The following is an 18,851-nucleotide window of genomic DNA, read 5'->3' as shown; positions in this document are numbered from 1 at the left end:
CCCACTACCGTGGAGGCATGGAAGCCGGGATCTTCTACGTCCTCGTCGGAGCCGTCGCCGTCGCCGCCTTCGCGCGCTGGCGCGGGTGGCCGGCACCCCTGCTGGTGACGGTGGTCGCGCTGGCGGCATCCTTCCTCCCGTTCGTGCCCGATCTCGACATCGACGGCCACCTGCTCCTCAGCCTCGTGCTGCCGCCGCTGCTGTACTCGGCCGCGCTCGACGTCTCGTTCGTCGGCTTCAAGCGCAGCCTGCCGCAGATCCGTCGCCTGGGCATCTGGCTCGTGCTTCTCACCGCGGTCGCGGTGGGTTTCGTCGCGTGGTGGATCATGCCGTCGCTGACCCTGCCGGGCGCACTGCTCCTCGGCGCGATCGTGGCCCCGCCCGACGCGGTGTCCGCAGCGGCGATCGGACGCAAGCTCGGGCTGCCCCGCCGCATCATGACCGTGCTCTCGGGTGAGAGCCTGATCAACGACGCGACCTCGCTCACGCTGTACCGGGTGTTCGCGGCGATCCTCGCCAGTCAGGCGATCTCGGTCTGGGGAGGCGTCGGACAGTTCCTGATGGCGGTCGTGATCGGCGTCGCGATCGGCCTGCTCTTCGGCATCGTGCTGCACCAGCTGCGCATGCGCATCAACGACCCGGTCGTGATCGGCACCTTCGGACTGCTCGCCCCGTTCGGCGCGTACGCGATCGCGGAGCACCTGCTCGGCTCCGGCGTGCTGGCGGTCGTCGCGATGGGGCTCTACGTCGGCTTCAACTCCCCGCGCACGGACTACACGACGCGTCAGCAGGAGAAGCCGCTGTGGCTCTCGGCGGATCTGCTGCTGGAGAGCTTCGTGTTCGCGTACATCGGGCTGCAGTTCCCGCGTGTGCTGCGCGACCTGGGCAGCGAGTCCGTCGAGCAGATCCTGATGCTGTCGGGCGCGGTGCTGCTGGTCGTGCTCATCGTGCGGCCCCTGTACATCTACCCCACGAGCGCGTGGGCGAACTTCCAGGACCGCAAGCGGCTCGAACGCTGGGACCGTGGCGTCGAGTCGGGGGAGTTCGAGAAGCGGCATCGTCGGAGTCGCCGGTGGGCGAAGTACACCGCGGACGAGCTGCGCACCCACATCGTGCGCGAGCAGATGGCAGGACTGCAGCTCACCGCCAAGGACAACGCGGTCATCTCGTGGGCCGGGATGCGTGGAGTGGTCACCTTGGCGATCGCGCTCGCCGCCGCCGACCTCGCGACGCTCGACGCCGAGGCCTCGCACGCGATCGTGGTGGTCGCCTTCATCGTGACGGTCGGCACGCTCCTGCTGCAGGGGCTCACACTGCCGATGCTCATCCGTCGCCTGGGTATCGAGGGCGATGTCGACCACGAAGACGACGAACGCGCCTTGGCTGCGGTCAGAGAGAAGAGTCGCGAGGCGGGCAAGGCCTATCTCGCCGAGAAGCGCGTCGAGTGGGAAGAGAAGTACGGTGCCGTCGACCTCAGCGTGTTCGATGCGTTCACCAAGCGCATGAGCCGCGTCGAGAAGGACACGGATGCTGCGCAGGAGGTCGAGGACACCGTGCCGCGGCCGTCGTACGAAGACCTCGTCGCGTTGACCCGCGGGTGGTTGCACGTGCGGCGCGAGATCCTGTTGCAGGAGCGCGATGCCGGCGAGCTCGACGAGGAGCTGATGCGCGAGCTGATCGCGGCGATGGATGCCGAGGAGCTCGCTCTCGACACACGCGGCGCGACGCGCCAGTTCGGTCGGGCGTAGCCCCGGCTCGCGTCCGGAGCCGACGCGCCACGCCTGCGGCGGGTGCGGACGAGCGGCGGATGCTGGCACGATGGCCTCATGTTCATGGTGACGACGAACGACATCCCCGGCTATCGCATCACCCAGGTGCTGGGAGAGGTGATGGGCCTCACGGTCCGCTCGACCGACTTCGGGCAGGGGTTCACCGCGGGCTTCCGCTCGCTGGGCGGAGGGGAGATCCCCGAATACACCCAGGTGATGTACGAGGCGCGACAGGTCGTGATGGCGCGGATGTGGGATCAGGCGCAGCAGCGCGGTGGAAACGCGATCGTCGCGATGCGGTTCGACGCCGGATCGATCCAGAACTTCACCGAGATCTGCGCCTACGGCACCGCAGTGGTCGTGGAGCCGCTCACGCCGGCACCCGCTGCACCGGCTCCCGCGCCGACTCCTCCGGCTCCCGCCGCCTGACGGTCTCAGCGCTCGGCGAGCACCAGGAGCTCGCCGACCTCGCAGTCCAGCGCGTCGCAGATCGCCCGCAGCGTGGAGTAGCGGATGGCGCGCGCGCGGTCGTTCTTGAGCACCGAGAGGTTCACGATGCTGACGCCGACGCGGGCGCTCAGCTCGGTCAGCGTCATGCCGCGCTCGGCGAGCAGCTCGTCCAGGCGGCAGTGGATGCCGGTGAGCTCGTCCTCGTTCTCGGCAGGGCTCACACCAGGCCCTCCGTGTCCTTGAGCAGTGCGTCCTTCTCCCGCTGCAGGCGTTCCCGCTCCTGCTCGAGGCGCAGACCCTGGCGGAAGACGGCCGCAAGCGCGATGAGACCGAGCGCCGCCGCGAACGGCAGCGGGGTGACGGTGAGCTGGAACGTCATCGGGTACCACTCGCTGTCGGGCGAGAACACCTCGCGGAGTCCCGCGGTCGCGGCGATGCCGCCGCAGATGTCGGACGCGAGCCCGAACACGAGAACCCCGATCGCGCCGATCGTCAGGCCGCGTGACACGGTCTGTGAGAACGCGCGCCCGCGGAGCGTCTGGAAGCAGATGACCATGATCATCGCTGCCGGCATCGTGGTGAAGGCGAGGTTGGAGAGCTGAGCCGCGCCGGCCAGCGCCCGCAATCCGAGCGAGGCGCCGCCCACGGCGATGTTCTCGATCGTGCCGCCCCCGCATCGGAGCACGGCGCCGGTGGTCTCGAAGTCGTCCGAGCAGGCGAGATCGCTCGGCCAGGGGACCCACAGCGAGGTGGAGGCGATCTCGGCCCAGTCTGTCGCGAAGATCTTGATCACGATCATGATCGCGCCCAGCGCCGACAGCGTGACCCACCATCCGGAGACTGTCAGTGCAGCGTCGATCGCCAGCGTGCGGCTGCCTCTGCGCTTGCCGCGCCAGACCACGATCGCGACGATGACCGCGATGACCGCGAGTCCGGCTGCGATGAAGAGCAGCGAGGGGCCGAGCTCTCTCGATGAGTAGGCGAACATCAGACGAGTCCTTCCGTTTCCTTCTCGAGCACGTTCTTCTCCTGTTGCAGCCGGATGCCCTGGCGGAACGCGTTGGCGATCAGTCCGACCGCCACACCGGTCGCGAAGACGGGCACGATCGACCAGAAATCGATCGGATGCACGGGCTCACCGGGGCCGAGTCCGACGGCGCCGAGCACCCCGTTCAGCCCTCTGTTCTCGAGCATCACGATCAGCATCGGCGCGAGTACGAGCGTCCACCCGATCGCGTCGAAGGCTCGCGCGTTCGCCCGCACGAAGAAGCGGCCGCGGAGGAGGTTCCACGCCACGAGCATGACGCCGAGGATCACGATGAGCGGGGCGAGCGTCCACAGCGCGAGGGAGCCGATGATCGCCGCGGTCGAGAGCGGATCGACGTCGGTCGCGAACACCATCACCTCCTGGGCGATGCCGTCGACGGATACCGCTCCGGAGTCCGCAGTCGCACTGATCGGCTGCTCGTCGATCGGCACGGACCACGCGATCCCCTGATCCCGGAAGGTGCCGAGGGTGCGCAGGACGGTGCTGATCGCGACGACGACCAGCGCAGCGGCACCGAACAGCAGCACCGTGATGGCATCCGCGGTCTGCGAGCGGGCGGTCCTGGTGGGAGTGGAAGGCATCAGACGAGTCCTTCCGTCTCGCGCTGCAGTCGGTCGCCGATCACGAACGCGGTGCCGATGACGGAGATGATGAATGCCGCCAGGATGAAGGTGAACGGTTCGATGCTCATCACCGCGTTGTTCAGCGCGTTGTCGGTCACAGCCGAGACGGCGGCATTGGCCACCATGTTCTCGAAGAAGCGCACGGCTGCGAAGCCGACCAGGCCGACGATGCCCGCCACCATCACGAGTGCGGTGTTGCGTCGGCTGAACACGGTGCCGGACAGGATGCCGCGGGCCAGCAGCATCAGGCATCCGATCACCACCACGATCGTGACGATCTGGGTGATCTGTCCGAGCACTCCCGCTCCGATCGCGACCGGCGGCAGCGACGGGACGGTGAGGCTCGCCCGATCCAGCTCCAGGGTGATGCTCTCGCCGTTCGCGCCGAGCGGGGCTTCGATCGGCTGGTCCACGAACTCGACCATCACCGGAATCATCGTGCCGCTGACGAGAGTGATGATGCGGATGATCGAGAAGACGATGATGTACGCCGCGATCGCCACTCCGGCGATGCAGAAGGCGATGAGCGCGCCGGCGTCGCCGCGGGACAGCGTGCCCTGTTTCGTCGAGGTCATGATCGCTCCTTATCGATGATCGTTATTAGCGATAAACGATAAAGTAACGACAAACGATAACCTCGTCAACCCTCGTCCTCCAGAGGCCCCGTCATGCCGACCGCCGCGGCCCCACTCCGCCGACGGCGAACACGGGCATACCTGCCCTGTGCGGTGGTTACTCTCGATGTACAGGCGCAGAGAACGTCATCGGCGTCAGCGCTTCGCCCCGTGCGAATAAGGAGTCACAGCATGTTCGAGAGATTCACGGACCGAGCCCGTCGTGTGGTCGTCCTCGCCCAAGAAGAGGCGAAGATGCTCAACCACAACTACATCGGTACCGAGCACATCCTGCTCGGCCTCATCCACGAGGGCGAAGGTGTCGCTGCCAAGGCGCTCGAGTCCCTCGGCATCTCGCTCGACGCCGTGCGCGAGCAGGTGCAGGACATCATCGGCCAGGGTCAGCAGCAGCCGACCGGCCACATCCCCTTCACCCCCCGTGCCAAGAAGGTGCTCGAGCTCAGCCTCCGCGAGGCGCTCCAGCTCGGCCACAACTACATCGGTACCGAGCACATCCTGCTCGGTCTGATCCGCGAGGGCGAGGGTGTCGCCGCGCAGGTCCTGGTCAAGCTCGGCGCCGACCTGAACAAGGTCCGCCAGCAGGTCATCCAGCTGCTCTCCGGTGCTCCGGGTCGTGAGCCCGCCGCCGTCGGCGCGCAGAGCAACGACTCGCCTGCCGGAACCCAGGGCGGCTCGGCCGTGCTCGACCAGTTCGGTCGCAACCTGACCCAGGCCGCGCGCGACAACAGGCTCGACCCGGTCATCGGTCGCGAGAAGGAGATCGAGCGGGTCATGCAGATCCTGTCTCGCCGCTCCAAGAACAACCCCGTCCTGATCGGTGAGCCCGGCGTCGGCAAGACCGCCGTCGTCGAGGGTCTCGCGCAGGCCATCGTCAAGGGCGATGTGCCCGAGACGCTGAAGGACAAGCAGCTCTACTCGCTCGACCTCGGCTCGCTCATCGCCGGTTCCCGCTACCGCGGCGACTTCGAGGAGCGCCTGAAGAAGGTCACCAAGGAGATCCGCACGCGCGGCGACATCATCGTCTTCATCGACGAGATCCACACCCTCGTGGGTGCGGGTGCCGCAGAGGGCGCGATCGATGCCGCCAGCATCCTGAAGCCGCTCCTCGCCCGTGGCGAGCTGCAGACGATCGGTGCGACGACGCTCGACGAGTACCGCAAGCACTTCGAGAAGGATGCCGCGCTCGAGCGCCGCTTCCAGCCGATCCAGGTCGCCGAGCCGAGCCTGCCCCACGCGATCAACATCCTCAAGGGGCTGCGCGACCGCTACGAGGCGCACCACAAGGTGCAGATCACGGACGGCGCGATCGTCGCGGCGGCGAACCTCGCCGACCGGTACGTCTCCGACCGCTTCCTGCCGGACAAGGCCATCGACCTGATCGACGAGGCCGGCGCCCGCCTGCGTCTGTCGATCCTGTCGAGCCCGCCGGAACTGCGCGAGTTCGACGAGAAGATCGCCAAGGTCCGCGAGCAGAAGGAGATCGCCTCCGAGGAGCAGGACTTCGAGAAGGCCGCATCGCTGCGCGACGAGGAGAAGAACCTCCTCGCCGAGCGCCTGCGCCTCGAGAAGCAGTGGCGCTCGGGTGATGTGGCGACCGCCGCGGTCGTCGACGAGGGCCTGATCGCCGAGGTGCTCGCACAGGCCACCGGCATCCCGGTCTTCAAGCTCACGGAAGAGGAGTCCAGCCGACTCGTCTTCATGGAGAAGGCCCTGCACCAGCGCGTCATCGGTCAGGAGGAGGCGATCGCCGCCCTCTCCAAGACGATCCGTCGCCAGCGTGCCGGTCTCAAGGACCCGAAGCGTCCCTCTGGTTCGTTCATCTTCGCCGGCCCCACGGGTGTCGGAAAGACCGAGCTCGCCAAGGCGCTCGCCGAGTTCCTGTTCGACGACGAAGCGGCACTGATCTCGCTCGACATGAGCGAGTTCGGTGAGAAGCACACCGTCTCGCGTCTGTTCGGCGCCCCTCCCGGATTCGTCGGATTCGAAGAGGGCGGCCAGCTCACCGAGAAGGTGCGCCGCAAGCCGTTCAGCGTCGTGCTCTTCGATGAGATCGAGAAGGCGCACCCGGACATCTTCAACTCGCTCCTGCAGATCCTGGAAGAGGGTCGTCTGACCGACGGCCAGGGTCGCGTGATCGACTTCAAGAACACCGTCATCATCATGACCACCAACCTCGGTGCGCGTGACATCGCCGGTGGGCCGGTCGGCTTCCAGATCGAGGGCAGCAACGCCACGACCTACGAGCGGATGAAGGGCAAGGTCAACGAGGAGCTCAAGCGCAACTTCAAGCCCGAGTTCCTCAACCGCGTCGACGACATCATCGTGTTCCCGCAGCTGTCGAAGGACGAGCTGGTGCAGATCGTGGACCTGTTCACGAAGCGCCTGAGCGAGCGTCTGCTCGACCGCGACATGACGATCGAGCTGTCGCAGGCCGCCAAGGAGCGTCTGATCGAGATCGGCTTCGACCCGGCGCTCGGTGCCCGACCGCTGCGTCGCGCGATGCAGCACGAGGTCGAGGACCGTCTGTCCGAGAAGATCCTGCACGGCGAGCTCAACCCCGGAGACCACGTCAAGGTGGATGTCCAGGACGGCGAGTTCCAGTTCGAGCACGGTCCTCGCGGCGAGCAGGTCTCCGTCGGCGTCAACACCGGCGGAGAGATCACGGCCACTCCCGATCTGGCGGTCGCCAGCGGAGAGTGACCTGAGCCGGTCGACAGACCAGGATCACACGAAGGGCGGATGCTGCGGCATCCGCCCTTCGTCGATCTTCCAGCCGCGGGTTCTAGGGTGGAAGGGTGAGCGAGTACATCGTCCGACCGGCGCGCAGCGCCGACATCATCGGCATCCGGAACCTTCTGCAGCCGATGGTCGAGCAGCGCATCCTGCTCGGCAAGGATCTGGCCGTGCTCTACGGCTCCGTGCAGGAGTTCGTGGTGGCGGAGGCCGACGGCGAGCTGATCGGCTGCGGTGCCCTGCACGTGATCTGGGAGGATCTCGGGGAGGTGCGCACGCTTCTGGTGCGCGAGGACTGGCTGCACCACGGAGTCGGCCGCGCGATCGTGGACCAGCTCGAGGCGAACGCTGTGACGCTCGGACTCTCGCGGTTGTTCTGCCTGACCTTCGAGGTCGACTTCTTCGGGCGGCGCGGATACACGCCGATCGGGGAGCAGGTCGTCGACCCCGACGTGTACTCGCAGCTCCTGCGCAGCGGGGACGCCGGCGTGGAGGAGTTCCTCGACCTCGCCCATGTGAAGCCGAACACGCTCGGCAACACCAGGATGATCAGGCAGCTCAACTAACCTGGAGGGATGGTCCGCCCCTCCGCAGCTGTCTACCGTCGGCGTCGGGTGGTCCTGCTCGGCAGCCTCGTCCTGTTCCTTGCCGCGATCGGTGTGGGGGTGTGGCTCCTGATCGCCCAGCCGTGGGCGCAGGGAGCCGATCAGCCCACGTCGACGCCTACCACCTCCGAGAGCGAGACCCCGGCCGCGACGCCGTCTGCAGGCGATGAGTCCCCCTCGCCGGATCCCACGGCGCCGGCGACCCCCGCGATCGTCGCCTGCACGGCGAAGGATGTGGAGGTCGCTGCGATCACGGACGCCGACAGCTATGCGGCAGGAGTGCTGCCGAAGCTGTCGATCTCACTGACGAACAAGAGCACGACCGACTGCACGCTGGATGTCGGATCGTCCACGCAGACATTCACCGTGATGAGCGGCTCCGACGTGTGGTGGCGGTCGACGGACTGCCAGGAGAATCCGAGCAGCATGATCGTGACGCTCAAGGCCGGCACGACGGTCACCAGCAAGGAGCCGGTGACGTGGGACCGCACCCGGTCGAGCGTCGAGACCTGCGATCAGGAGAACCGCCAGCGTGCCCCCGGCGGCGGGGCGTCGTATCACGTGGAGGTCGCGATCGGCGGCTTCACCGGCCTCGACACGAAGCAGATCCTGCTGTACTGAGCGCAGGATCCGAGAGCAGTTCGAAGGGGATCTTCGGTCACGCCTTCGAATATCGATGGATACGCCGAGTTTCGGTTCGGAAGGTTCTGATTTCGCTGCTATTGAGCGGCGGGGGGCTGACAGGCCCCATTCTTTGGGATACCATTGACATGGCTCTCGGGATCATGCGGCATATGCCATCCCCAGTGGCGTCGAACTACAGCGTCCCCAGCGCTTCGACATCGCCGCTCGAGAGTCCGAGGGCCCTCTCGAGTACCCCAGTCCCCAATGTGGGACTCGAGAGGGCCCCAATCGTCTCCGCTCCCTCCGGCGTGCATGCGTCTCGTGGTGCCTAAGCTGGAGGCATGGCAGCGAAGAAGGCGAAGTCCGCGAAGAAGAAGCCCGCACCCGAGGAGTTCCGCTCCGAGGCGCTCGCGCAGGCGCTCGAGAAGCAGGACATCGCCGCGGTCGCGCTGGCGCTCCGCAACGGCACGACCGTCGTTCCCCTCATCGCTCCCGGAGCCCGCGACAATCCGCTCGACAGCGGTGAGGTGTGGACGTACCGCGATCGCGAGACCGGCGATCTCGCGCTGCTGCTGTTCAGCGACGCCGTGAACAAGCCGGCCAACCTTCCCCCTGGCGTGGGGATCTACGACGCGGCCTGGCTGCGCAAGTTCCTTGCCGCGCATCCGATCACCACGGTGTTCCTCGACATCGCCGGCCCGCATCCGATGCAGGCGGCTCCTGCGGATCTGCTGCACGCGCTCGACGCCTGACCCTTCGACACGCTCACGGACCCGTGGGTGCTGCTCAGAACGGCGGGAGGTCGGGGACGGCCCGCAGCCCGGGCTTGTGCGCCCGCACGTCGTCGAGCGCCGCGCGCAGGGACTTCGAGCGGTCGTCGACCACGCGCTCGTAGCCCAGGCGCGCCGCCTCCGAGCGGCGCTGCGTCGCCTGGGTGACGGGACGGATCTCGCCGGCGAGGCTCAGCTCGCCGACCGCCGCGACTGACCGCGGCACCGAGAACTGCTGGATCGATCCCGCGACCGCGACCGCGATGGCGAGGTCGGCTGCGGGCTCGGTGAAGCGCACGCCCCCCACGGTGGAGACGTAGACGTCGAGCTGCCCGGTGGGGATGCGCGCCCGCTTCTCGAGGATCGCGAGCACCATCGCCACGCGAGAGGAATCGACACCGTGCACGATGCGCCGTGGGTTCGGCGAGGTGCTCGGAACCGTGAGCGCCTGCACCTCCACCGGCAGCGCACGCCGGCCCTCCAGCGAGATCGCCACGCAGGTGCCGGGCTCTGTGGCACCCTGCGAGAGGAAGAGGCCGGACGGATCGGGGACTTCGGAGATGCCGTCTCCCGCCATCTCGAAGCAGCCGACCTCGTCGGTGGGGCCGTACCGGTTCTTGAGAGCCCGGATGAACCGCAGCGACGTCTGCCGATCGCCCTCGAAGTGGCACACGACGTCGACCAGGTGCTCCAGCACGCGGGGACCGGCGACCTGTCCGTCCTTCGTGACGTGGCCGACGAGGATGACGGGAAGACCGCGCTCCTTGGCGACCCGGATCAGCGCCGATGCGACCTCGCGCACCTGGCTCGGCTGTCCGGCCGCGCCGTCGATCAAGGATGACGAGACGGTCTGCACCGAATCGACGATCACGAGCTGGGGCTGGACCTCGTCGATGTGACCGAGGATCGTGGCCAGGTCGGTCTCACTCGCCAGATACAGCTCGTCGTGCAGAGCGCCGGTGCGCTCTCCGCGCAGTCGCACCTGCGCCTGGGACTCCTCGGCGCTCGCGTAGAGCACCCGCCGCCCGGCGCGCGCCGCTTGGGCGGCGACCTCGAGCAGCAGCGTCGACTTGCCGACGCCCGGTTCACCGCTGAGCAGGATCGCCGCACCGGGCACGATGCCGCCGCCGAGCACGCGGTCGAACTCGCCGACGCCACTCGTGCGCCGAGGCGCATCGAGCGTGGTGATCTGCGTGATGGGTCGTGCCGCACGGTCCGAGGTCGGGGCGAGCGCGGTGACGCGCTGCAAGATGCCGGTCTTGGCGGCCTGCTCCTGCACCGTGCCCCACTGCTGGCACTCCCCGCAGCGGCCGACCCACTTGGCGGTCGTCCACCCGCATTCGGTGCAGACGTACGCCGGTGGAGCGGGTTTTCGGGTGGCCATGCTCCCAGGCTATCGGCGGCATCTGACATCCCTATCGGCCGAAGCATTATTCACGGCCGAATGGTCCCGCGCGAGACGACGCCCTGGCCATAATGGAGTCATGGCCAATGCCGGGCCCATCTGCGGGCCGATCTCGACGTTCTCGCGCGTGCAGCTGCTGCACCTGCTCTTCGAAGCGAGCGCAGCGGGGACACGGCCGGAGCGCACGATCGGCGAACTGTGCGAGGCCACCGGCCTGCACCCCAACACGATCCGCGAGCACCTGCAGCGTCTGATCGAGGGCGGCTACGTCATCCAGGCCACCGAGCATCGCACCACTCGTGGTCGCCCGCGCACGTTGTACAGCGCGGCGACGGGCGCCGCCGATGCCTCCAGCCCCATCGCCCGCGACAAGGTCACGGCGGCCGCGCGCCGCGGAGACCTGCTGCGCCGGGTGCTTCCCGCACCGGCATCCGTTCTGGGTCGCGATGCGACCTACCAGCTGGACGCCCTGATCGAACACTTGGAGGAGAGCGGCTTCGAGCCCGTCGTCGATGACGAGCAGCTCACTGTCGACCTCAGCCCCTGCCCGCATGCCGCGGGCCGCGCCGAAGACCGTCCGATGCTGTGCACCGTGCACCTCGGCCTCATGCAGGGGGTGCTCACCGAAGCCGGTGGGCCGCTCGCCGCTGAGGCCGTGCGCACCTCCGCCCTTCCGGCGGATTGCGTGGTGCAGCTGCGACTGACGGAGATGACCGCCGCCTAGGCGACATCTGTCTTATTCACGGCCCGCGGCCCCACGGCGGCGGCGGGCTCGCCGTTAGCGTGGCTGCAGGCTGAGAAAGAGGAGTGGCCCATGGAATGGCTCGACCCCCTGGTCCTGTCCCGATGGCAATTCGGGTTGACGACCGTGTACCACTACCTGTTCGTGCCCCTCACGATCGGCATGGCGCTGGTCTCCGCGATCTTCCAGACCGCGTGGGTGCGCACCGGCAAGGTCCAGTACCTGCACCTGACCCGCTTCTTCGGCAAGATCTTCCTCATCAACTTCGCGATGGGCGTCGTCACCGGCATCGTGCAGGAGTTCCAGTTCGGCATGAACTGGTCGGACTACTCCCGCTTCGTCGGTGACGTGTTCGGTGCTCCGCTCGCCTTCGAGGGCCTGCTGGCGTTCTTCTTCGAGGCGACCTTCATCGGTCTCTGGATCTTCGGCTGGGACAAGCTCCCGCAGAAGTTGCACCTGGCCACCATCTGGTGCGTGTCGATCGGCAGCATCTTGTCGGCCTACTTCATCATCGCGGCCAACGCATTCATGCAGAACCCGGTCGGCTACACGTACAACCCCGTGACCAACCGCGCCGAGCTCACCGACTTCTGGGCGCTGCTGACCAACCCGGTGGCGCTCGCCGCCTTCCCGCACACGATCTTCGGCGCGCTGATGTTCGCCGCGGGTGTCGTCATCTCGGTCTCCGCCTGGCACCTCTCGCGCGGCCAGCACTTCGACACCATGCGCATCTCGCTGAAGTTCGGGCTCTGGGCGATGATCATCTCGACCGCCGGCGTCGTGCTGACGGGCGACCAGCTCGGGCTCGCGATGTACGACGCGCAACCCATGAAGATGGCCGCCGCCGAGGCCACGTTCAACACGGTCTGTGGACCCGACGCCTCCTTCAGCCTCTTCACGCTCGGCACCCCTGACGGCAGTTCGGAGCTCTTCTCGATCCGTGTGCCGTATCTGCTCTCGCTGCTGTCGACGCACACGCTGGACGCGTGCGTGCACGGCATCAACGACCTGAACGCCGAGTACAGCCAGACCTACGCGGCCACCGGGCTCACCGACTTCGCACCGGTGCTGTGGATCACCTACTGGGCGTTCCGCTGGATGATCGGGCTGGGCATGGCCGCCGCGCTGGTCGCCGTCGTCGGTCTGTGGCTCACCCGCAAGGGCGCCAAGAAGCCCCCGGCGCAGTGGATGTGGAAGCTCGCGATCTGGTCGTTCCCGCTCGCCCTCGTCGCCAACATCATGGGTTGGGTCTTCACCGAGATGGGAAGGCAACCCTGGATCGTGTTCGGACTCATGACCACGCAGGACGGCGTCTCGCCGGGGGTCTCCGGTCTCGAGGTGCTGATCTCGCTGATCGCGTTCACCGCGATCTACGCCGCGCTGGCCGTGGTCGAGATCCGCCTGATCATCAAGGCCGCGCAGAAGGGCCCCGACACCACCGAGCAACCCCATGACGAGACGGCCCAATTGCCGTCGGTCGTGTACTGAGAGGAAGGGACATCATGGATCTCGCAACACTCTGGTTCTGGATCGTCGCCTTCCTCTTCGTCGGCTACTTCGTGCTCGACGGGTTCGACTTCGGCGTCGGGATGTCGCTGCCGTTCCTCGGCAAGAACGACGTGTCGCGTCGGCAGGTCATCAACACGATCGGTCCGGTCTGGGACCTCAACGAGACCTGGGTCATCGTGGCGGGCGCGTGCCTGTTCGCGTCGTTCCCCGAGTGGTACGCCACCCTGTTCAGCGGCTTCTACCTGCCGTTGCTGCTGATCCTGCTCGCACTGATCCTGCGTGGCGTCTCGTTCGAGTACCGCCACCAGCGCGAGAGCACGAAGTGGAAGGCGGGCTTCGACCGGATGATCGTCATCGGCTCCGCCGTGCCCGCGCTGCTGTGGGGCGTCGCCTTCGGCAACATCGTGCAGGGCGTCGCGCTCGACGAGAACCACATCTACGTCGGCGGATTCTTCGCGTTGCTGAACCCGTATGCGCTGCTGGTCGGCGTCACCACGCTGCTGCTGTTCTTCCTGCACGGGGTGCTGTTCGTCGCGCTCAAGACCGACGGCCAGGTGCATGAGGACGCGCAGCAGCTGGCGAAGAAGGCCGCGATCCCGACGATCCTCGTCGCAGCGGCGACCGTGATCTGGACGGTCGCGATCGCGATGGGCCGTGAGGCTCCTCTGCTCTGGCTGGTCATCGGCACCGGGGCGCTCGCGGCCGTCAGCCTCATCGCCGCCGTCGGGTTCTCGCTCGCGCGGCGCGACGGCTGGGCGTTCTTCTCCGGGATGCTCACGGTGCTGTTCGCTGTGGTCATGCTGTTCTCCGCGCTGTTCCCGTTCGTGATGCCCTCGACGATCGATCCGGCGTACAGCCTCACGATCGCGAATGCGTCGAGCACCCCGTACACGCTGCAGATCATGAGCTGGACCGCGCTGATCGCGCTGCCGCTCGTGATCGCGTACCAGACCTGGACCTACTGGGTCTTCCGCAAGCGCGTCAGCCGCAGCACCATCGAGGGGGCTCCGGCGCACGCGTGAAACCCGTCGATCCGAGACTGCTGCGCTACGCGGGTGCCGCGAGGGGGTTCCTCGCGGCATCCGCGCTGATCGGCGTCGTCCAGACCGCGGTCGTGATCGTGTTCGCCTGGCTGCTGACGGATGCCGTCACCGGTGCGCTCGCGGGGCGCGATGTCACGGCATCCCTGCTGTGGCTGCTCGCCGTGGCGCTGCTGCGCGGACTGCTGATCGCGGCGTCGGATGCGGCGGGCGCCCGCGCAGCCGCGAAGACCGGGATGCAGCTGCGGGCGGCGCTGGTTCGCGCGGTCGGGCGCCTCGGCCCCGGGTGGCTCGCGCAGCGCAACCGCACGGCGCTCGCCGTCACTGCCGGGCACGGGTTGGAGGCGCTCGACTCCTACTTCGCGCGCTACATCCCGCAGCTGGTGCTGACCGTGATCGCGACGCCGGTGGTGCTCGCCGTGATGTGGTGGCAGGACTGGCCGAGCGGATTGACCGCCGTCATCACGCTGCCGTTGATCCCGCTGTTCCTGATCCTGATCGGCATCGCGACCCGCACCGTGCAGCAGAAGCAGTGGCACACGCTGCAGCGGCTCGCCGTGCGTTTCGCCGACACCGTGCAGGGGCTCGCGACGCTGCGGTTGTTCGGACGCGAGCAGCGCGCCGCAGACCGCATCGAGTCGACGGCCGATGAGTACCGCCGCGAGACCATGAAGGTGCTGCGGTTCTCGTTCCTCTCCGGCTTCGCGATGGAGCTGCTCGCCTCGCTCGCGGTCGCGCTGATCGCGGTGTCTGTGGGGTTCCGGCTGCTGTCCGGCGACCTCTCGCTCGAGGTGGGGCTGTTCGTGCTGCTGCTCGCACCCGAGGCGTTCCTCCCCATCCGGCAGGTCGGCGTGCAGTTCCACGCCGCGGCCGAGGGGGTCGCGGCGACCGAGGACATCTTCGCCGTGCTGGATGAGGCCGGGGACGTGTCGTCGGCGCGGGGTGCCGGTGCGTCCGGTGGGGTTGCCCGTCTGCAGGAGCATCCGCGATCTGCAGGAGCACACACCGGTGATTCCTCCCGCATTCGGCCATCGATCCTGCAGACGGCGGATGCGGATGCCGATGCAGGGCTCGTCGTCGACGGACTGCGCGTCCGTGACCTGCCGCCGGTCTTCTTCGCGGCCGCGCCGGGCACGATCACGCTGATCGAGGGGCCGAGCGGGGCGGGAAAGTCGAGTCTGCTCGCGGCGCTGCGAGGGGCGGAGGAGTTCGCGGGCTCCGCATCCTTCCACGGCGGCGACGTGCGTGGGCTCGATCCCGCCGACTGGCTCGCGTGGGCAGGGCAGACCCCCGGGCTCCTGCGCGGCACGGTCGGAGCGAACGTCGCGCTCGGCGATCCTTCTCCTGACATCGACGGCATCCGCTCCGCGCTCGACGCCGCATGCGCCGACACGATCGATCCGGCTCTCGAGCTCGGCGTGCAGGGCGCAGGACTCTCGGGCGGCCAGGCGCAGCGGGTCGCCGTCGCCAGGGCCCTGTATCGGCACGCGCACGATCCCCGGCGCGTGCTCGCGCTCGACGAACCGTCCAGCGCCCTCGACGTCGACACCGAGGCACGGCTGTGGGCGGCGCTGCGGGAACGGGCGGATGCCGGTGCGCTGATCCTGCTCGTCTCGCACCGCCGTTCCGCGCGAGAGATCGCCGACCAGGTCGTCGCGCTGGGGGTGAGGGCATGAGCGTGGTCGAATCCCGCCGTGCACGGGTGGGTGCGGTGCTGCGGCTCGCCCAGCCGCCGGTGCGGCGCTTCCTCCCCGGACTGCTGTGGGGTGCGCTGTCCGCCGGTGCCGCGGTCAGCCTGCTCGCGGTGAGCGGATGGCTGATCGTGAGCGCCTCGATCGTCGACTCGCTCGTGCCGCTGTCGATCGCGGTCGTCGGCGTGCGCTTCTTCGCGGTCTCGCGTGCCGTGCTGCGGTACCTCGAGCGGCTGAGCGGACACGACGCCGCGCTGCGTCAGCTCGCCACGACCCGCGCCGACATGGTGCGCCGGCTCATCCCGCTCTCGCCGGCCGGTCTCGGCGCGACCGACCGCGGCCATGTGCTGTCGGCCCTGGTCGACGACGTCGACAATCTGCAGAACCTGCCGTTGCGGGTGGTGCAGCCGCTCGCGGTGTCGGGTCTGGTCGCGGTCGGAGCGGTCGGGTTCGTCGCCTTCGTGTCTCCGCCGGCCGCGCTGACGCTCGCCGCCTGTCTGCTGATCGCCGCTGCGGCCGCCGTGGGGATGGGGTGGCTGTTCGGCTCGCGGGCGGAGGCGCTCGTCTCCGCGCGCCGGGCCGAGCTGTCGGCCGCGCTCGTCGACTATCTCGGAAGCCTCGACGTGCTGCTCGCCTACGGTGCCGAGGAACAGGCCCGCGCTCGGATCACCGCGGCCGACGCCGCCCTGCGCCGGGTCGTCGGCAGAGCGTCGCTCGCGCAGGCGGTGGCCGCAGGCGTGGTCTCGGCCGTGGCGGGAGCGGCATCGGTCTGGGCGCTCGCCGCGGCATCCCCGGGACTGGCGACCGGTGCGATCGACGGACCCTGGCTGGCCGTGGCCGTGCTGGTGCCGATGGTCGTTTTCGAGGTGTTCGGAGCGGTGCCGATCGCGGCTGCGTCGTGGCGCAGCGTGCGCGCGAGCGCCGAGCGTATCGTCGACGTGCTGCCCGAACGGATGCCGGAGCAGCTGCGCAGCGATGAGGGCGCGGATGCTGTCGTCGAGGGAACGCCGACGCTGCGGTTGCGGGATGTGCGGGCCACCTGGCCGGGCGGAGCCGCGGGGCTGCGCGGTGTCGACCTCGATCTACGTCCGGGCGAACGGGTGCTGGTCGCAGGTCCGAGCGGTGCCGGCAAGAGCTCGCTCGCGGCGGCGCTCGTCGGGTTCCTGCGCGTCGAGGGCGAGTACACGCTCGACGGAGTGAGCGCCGAGGAGCTGTCGGGGCCGGCGCTGCGACGCACGATCGGCCTGTGCGAGCAGAGCCCTCAGCTGTTCGACGAGGACATCCGCCAGAACCTGCTGTTCGCGCGCGACACCGCGAGTGACACGGAGTTGGAGGACGTGCTCGACCGCGTCGGCCTGGGGGAGTGGGTGCGCGAACGCGGCGGATTGGACGCGCGCGTCGGCGACCGGGGAGCGCTGGTGTCGGGCGGCCAGGCGCAGCGCATCGCGTTGGCGCGCGCACTGTTGCGCGGGTTCCCCGTGCTGGTGCTCGACGAGCCGACAGCGGGCGTCGACCCCGCGGCGTCCGATGCCCTGTTGCGCGACCTGCTCGAGGCGACAGGCCCGCAGTCGGTGCTGCTCATCTCGCACGTCGCGCCTCCGGTCGGAACCGTCGACCGTGTGGTGCGGATCGAGGCCGGCCGCACGGTGTGACCCGTCCGCTTCGCACGTCCGTGAGGGGTCAAGACACGCCGCGGGCGTGTTGCGGTGTGGGGCGTGTCGTGACCCCTCACCGCGCAGCTGCGCGTGACTGGAAAGAGGAGCGCGTGGCGCTCACCCGTAGAGCGGAGTGGGGGGTTCCATCACGATGCCCTGCGCCTCGAAGGCACGGCGACGCTCCTCGATACGTCGATGCAACTCGACCTGGGCGTCGTCGACGAACTGCGCGTCGAGTTCGACGGTCGGCGGATGCGGATCGCCGTGGTTCGCGGTGATGTACGCGTCGAGCTCGGGCCCCGAGGTCCAGGACGTGATGAGTGCATAGCGCGGGGCGGTGCCCCGGTGCCAGACCGCGTGCCAGAAGCGCTGCGTGTCGACGATGATGCGTGCGCCCGCGCGTAGCGGCAGGCGGATCTCGGTCGCCGGATCGAAGCGGTCCGAGCGCAGGATGAGTATCGAGTCAGGATCATCCGTCAGGTTGTAGTACCCGCGCACCACCCAGCCCGTGCCCTCCTCGTTGAGGCGGTTGTTGTCGTCTTGGTGGAGGTTGTAGATGGCATCCGCATACTCGTTCGGTTGCAGCTCGATCACGCGGCAGCGCCCGACCATGGCGCCGGGCTCCAGCGCGCGTGCCTGCAGCACCGGGGCGATGGCGACCTGAGACGGCACCCATACGCCGTTCTTGTCGGTGCGCGGCGGGGTGTGGTTCCAGAATCCGTTGCACTCGATGTCCCCGGCGTAGCTGGAGAGGGGAGCGAAGCGGGTGATGCCCGACGAACGCCAACCGACGTACTCGAGGTCGAGCCATTCGGGAGGGTCAGCCGCCTGGTCGTGGTCATCGAGGACCACGTAGCCGGTCGCGGCCAGCGCGGCGGAGGTGATGAAGCCCATGGTGAGCATCCTTCCTTCGGGTGCTTAGGCCATCCTAACCGTGGGTGGGACTCCCACCCAGGTGGGACTGCCGTGGATAACCCTCCCGTGCGTGGGTGCGTGGGTGCGTGGGTGCGTGGGTGCGTGGGTGCGTGGGTGCGTGCGTGCAGACGGACGCGGATCTGCTTCCCTTCGCGTGCGCGAGCCACCTGCAGTGATGCCGGGAACGCGGGCGACACGCCCGGCGGTGGAGGCGGATTTGCCGGTTCCCCGGGATCCGCGTAACTTATTACTTGTTCGCCCCACAGGGAAGCGGAGAGGCCGAGAGCCTCACCCCCCTCAAGCGGAGAGCCACCCCCACTCGATCAGCTCCTCGGAGAAGATCGCAGACACACTTCTGTCTGACCTGGGGCATCCACACCGGATCAGCTGTCAGTTTGACAGCGAGGACGGAACGGATAAGCTAGTGAAGTTGCCTCGGAGGCCTTGAGCCCCGAGCTGCAGATCTGGTTCCGAGCCTTTCGGCGTGTCGGTTTGACAGCCCGGAAGATACGGATAAGATAGAGAAGTTGCCCTTCGGGCCTGGTTGTGATGACTGGGTCGTGGGAGCATCCGATCCTTGAGAACTCAACAGCGTGCACTTGTCAAATGCCAAATTATCCTCGTCTAGCTTCGGCTG

Annotated in this window: 17 protein-coding genes; 11 read left to right on the top strand and 6 right to left on the bottom strand. The window is 68.1% G+C overall.

All coding sequences use genetic code 11. The annotated features are described in order from the left end of the window. Nucleotides 1-17 precede the first annotated feature (17 nt). Together KZC51_RS00085 and KZC51_RS00080 are read left to right on the top strand one after the other, a co-directional pair. On the top strand, nt 18-1,748 hold the full coding sequence (locus KZC51_RS00085; protein WP_247627988.1) for a cation:proton antiporter: 1,731 nt from the start codon (nt 18-20) through the stop codon (nt 1,746-1,748). A 78-nt stretch (nt 1,749-1,826) separates the two neighbouring features. Beyond that, nucleotides 1,827-2,198 carry a YbjQ family protein gene (locus tag KZC51_RS00080; protein ID WP_247627987.1) on the top strand — a complete coding sequence of 124 codons (372 nt, stop codon included), beginning with the start codon at nt 1,827-1,829 and terminating at the stop codon, nt 2,196-2,198. Nucleotides 2,199-2,203: 5 nt separating this feature from the next. Here KZC51_RS00080 and KZC51_RS00075 read toward each other — a convergent pair whose 3' ends face one another. From KZC51_RS00075 to KZC51_RS00060, 4 genes are read right to left on the bottom strand one after another with little or no spacing between them, the layout of a single operon-like run. Beyond that, on the bottom strand, nt 2,204-2,440 hold the full coding sequence (locus tag KZC51_RS00075; RefSeq protein WP_247627986.1) for a helix-turn-helix domain-containing protein: 237 nt from the start codon (nt 2,438-2,440) through the stop codon (nt 2,204-2,206). After that, complete coding sequence (locus tag KZC51_RS00070) at nt 2,437-3,207, bottom strand: hypothetical protein (RefSeq protein ID WP_247627985.1); 771 nt, start codon at nt 3,205-3,207, stop codon at nt 2,437-2,439. The genes KZC51_RS00075 and KZC51_RS00070 overlap by 4 nt, the downstream gene beginning before the upstream one ends. Continuing rightward, nucleotides 3,207-3,848 carry a DUF2975 domain-containing protein gene (locus KZC51_RS00065; protein WP_247627984.1) on the bottom strand — a complete coding sequence of 214 codons (642 nt, stop codon included), beginning with the start codon at nt 3,846-3,848 and terminating at the stop codon, nt 3,207-3,209. The genes KZC51_RS00070 and KZC51_RS00065 overlap by 1 nt, the downstream gene beginning before the upstream one ends. After that, on the bottom strand, nt 3,848-4,465 hold the full coding sequence (locus KZC51_RS00060; protein ID WP_247627983.1) for a DUF2975 domain-containing protein: 618 nt from the start codon (nt 4,463-4,465) through the stop codon (nt 3,848-3,850). The genes KZC51_RS00065 and KZC51_RS00060 overlap by 1 nt, the downstream gene beginning before the upstream one ends. 231 nt (nt 4,466-4,696) lie before the next feature. Between KZC51_RS00060 and KZC51_RS00055 the strand changes: the two genes are divergently transcribed. From KZC51_RS00055 to KZC51_RS00040, 4 genes are all read left to right on the top strand, one after another. After that, on the top strand, nt 4,697-7,225 hold the full coding sequence (locus KZC51_RS00055; RefSeq protein ID WP_247627982.1) for an ATP-dependent Clp protease ATP-binding subunit: 2,529 nt from the start codon (nt 4,697-4,699) through the stop codon (nt 7,223-7,225). Nucleotides 7,226-7,320: 95 nt separating this feature from the next. Continuing rightward, nucleotides 7,321-7,824 (top strand): amino-acid N-acetyltransferase, encoded by a 504-nt coding sequence (locus KZC51_RS00050; protein ID WP_247627981.1) that lies wholly within the window; start codon nt 7,321-7,323, stop codon nt 7,822-7,824. 9 nt (nt 7,825-7,833) lie between these two features. After that, nucleotides 7,834-8,484, top strand: coding sequence for a hypothetical protein (locus KZC51_RS00045; RefSeq protein WP_247627980.1), 651 nt, complete (start codon nt 7,834-7,836; stop codon nt 8,482-8,484). Nucleotides 8,485-8,828: 344 nt separating this feature from the next. Beyond that, the gene (locus tag KZC51_RS00040; RefSeq protein WP_247627979.1) at nt 8,829-9,239 is read left to right on the top strand and encodes a dehydrogenase; all 411 of its coding nucleotides are present in this window, start codon (nt 8,829-8,831) and stop codon (nt 9,237-9,239) included. A gap of 34 nt (nt 9,240-9,273) precedes the next feature. Here the strand turns inward: KZC51_RS00040 and radA are convergent, their stop codons facing one another. Then, nucleotides 9,274-10,641 carry a DNA repair protein RadA gene (gene radA / locus KZC51_RS00035; protein ID WP_247627978.1) on the bottom strand — a complete coding sequence of 456 codons (1,368 nt, stop codon included), beginning with the start codon at nt 10,639-10,641 and terminating at the stop codon, nt 9,274-9,276. 100 nt (nt 10,642-10,741) lie between these two features. Here radA and KZC51_RS00030 point away from each other — a divergent pair, with 100 nt between their 5' ends. The 5 genes from KZC51_RS00030 to cydC all read left to right on the top strand — a co-directional run bounded on the left by KZC51_RS00030 (nt 10,742) and on the right by cydC (nt 17,296). Further along, nucleotides 10,742-11,386 carry a helix-turn-helix transcriptional regulator gene (locus KZC51_RS00030; RefSeq protein WP_247627977.1) on the top strand — a complete coding sequence of 215 codons (645 nt, stop codon included), beginning with the start codon at nt 10,742-10,744 and terminating at the stop codon, nt 11,384-11,386. 90 nt (nt 11,387-11,476) lie between these two features. Further along, on the top strand, nt 11,477-12,892 hold the full coding sequence (locus tag KZC51_RS00025) for a cytochrome ubiquinol oxidase subunit I (protein WP_247627976.1): 1,416 nt from the start codon (nt 11,477-11,479) through the stop codon (nt 12,890-12,892). Nucleotides 12,893-12,906: 14 nt separating this feature from the next. Beyond that, nucleotides 12,907-13,935, top strand: a complete 1,029-nt coding sequence (gene cydB / locus KZC51_RS00020; protein WP_247627975.1) for a cytochrome d ubiquinol oxidase subunit II — start codon at nt 12,907-12,909, stop codon at nt 13,933-13,935. After that, nucleotides 13,932-15,629 (top strand): thiol reductant ABC exporter subunit CydD, encoded by a 1,698-nt coding sequence (gene cydD / locus KZC51_RS00015; protein ID WP_247627974.1) that lies wholly within the window; start codon nt 13,932-13,934, stop codon nt 15,627-15,629. The genes cydB and cydD overlap by 4 nt, the downstream gene beginning before the upstream one ends. Beyond that, nucleotides 15,626-17,296 (top strand): thiol reductant ABC exporter subunit CydC, encoded by a 1,671-nt coding sequence (gene cydC, locus KZC51_RS00010; protein WP_247627973.1) that lies wholly within the window; start codon nt 15,626-15,628, stop codon nt 17,294-17,296. The genes cydD and cydC overlap by 4 nt, the downstream gene beginning before the upstream one ends. A gap of 120 nt (nt 17,297-17,416) precedes the next feature. Here the strand turns inward: cydC and KZC51_RS00005 are convergent, their stop codons facing one another. Beyond that, nucleotides 17,417-18,193, bottom strand: a complete 777-nt coding sequence (locus KZC51_RS00005) for a hypothetical protein (protein ID WP_247627972.1) — start codon at nt 18,191-18,193, stop codon at nt 17,417-17,419. Nucleotides 18,194-18,851 lie beyond the last annotated feature (658 nt).

This window comes from Microbacterium croceum (assembly GCF_023091245.1).
In the GTDB taxonomy this organism is placed as follows: Bacteria; Actinomycetota; Actinomycetes; order Actinomycetales; family Microbacteriaceae; genus Microbacterium; species Microbacterium croceum.
Note: the sequence above shows the minus strand (reverse complement) of the source record. Positions and strands in the feature narration are given on the sequence as shown.

What these genes read in the sequence shown, in the direction of transcription:
- KZC51_RS00085 (WP_247627988.1), top strand. Translation starts at nt 18, where the DNA reads ATGGAAGCCGGGATCTTCTACGTCCTCGTCGGAGCCGTCGCCGTCGCC.
- KZC51_RS00080 (WP_247627987.1), top strand. Translation starts at nt 1,827, where the DNA reads ATGTTCATGGTGACGACGAACGACATCCCCGGCTATCGCATCACCCAG.
- KZC51_RS00070 (WP_247627985.1), bottom strand. Translation starts at nt 3,207, where the DNA reads ATGTTCGCCTACTCATCGAGAGAGCTCGGCCCCTCGCTGCTCTTCATC.
- KZC51_RS00065 (WP_247627984.1), bottom strand. Translation starts at nt 3,848, where the DNA reads ATGCCTTCCACTCCCACCAGGACCGCCCGCTCGCAGACCGCGGATGCC.
- KZC51_RS00060 (WP_247627983.1), bottom strand. Translation starts at nt 4,465, where the DNA reads ATGACCTCGACGAAACAGGGCACGCTGTCCCGCGGCGACGCCGGCGCG.
- KZC51_RS00055 (WP_247627982.1), top strand. Translation starts at nt 4,697, where the DNA reads ATGTTCGAGAGATTCACGGACCGAGCCCGTCGTGTGGTCGTCCTCGCC.
- KZC51_RS00045 (WP_247627980.1), top strand. Translation starts at nt 7,834, where the DNA reads ATGGTCCGCCCCTCCGCAGCTGTCTACCGTCGGCGTCGGGTGGTCCTG.
- KZC51_RS00040 (WP_247627979.1), top strand. Translation starts at nt 8,829, where the DNA reads ATGGCAGCGAAGAAGGCGAAGTCCGCGAAGAAGAAGCCCGCACCCGAG.
- radA (WP_247627978.1), bottom strand. Translation starts at nt 10,641, where the DNA reads ATGGCCACCCGAAAACCCGCTCCACCGGCGTACGTCTGCACCGAATGC.
- KZC51_RS00030 (WP_247627977.1), top strand. Translation starts at nt 10,742, where the DNA reads ATGGCCAATGCCGGGCCCATCTGCGGGCCGATCTCGACGTTCTCGCGC.
- KZC51_RS00025 (WP_247627976.1), top strand. Translation starts at nt 11,477, where the DNA reads ATGGAATGGCTCGACCCCCTGGTCCTGTCCCGATGGCAATTCGGGTTG.
- cydB (WP_247627975.1), top strand. Translation starts at nt 12,907, where the DNA reads ATGGATCTCGCAACACTCTGGTTCTGGATCGTCGCCTTCCTCTTCGTC.
- cydC (WP_247627973.1), top strand. Translation starts at nt 15,626, where the DNA reads ATGAGCGTGGTCGAATCCCGCCGTGCACGGGTGGGTGCGGTGCTGCGG.
- KZC51_RS00005 (WP_247627972.1), bottom strand. Translation starts at nt 18,193, where the DNA reads ATGGGCTTCATCACCTCCGCCGCGCTGGCCGCGACCGGCTACGTGGTC.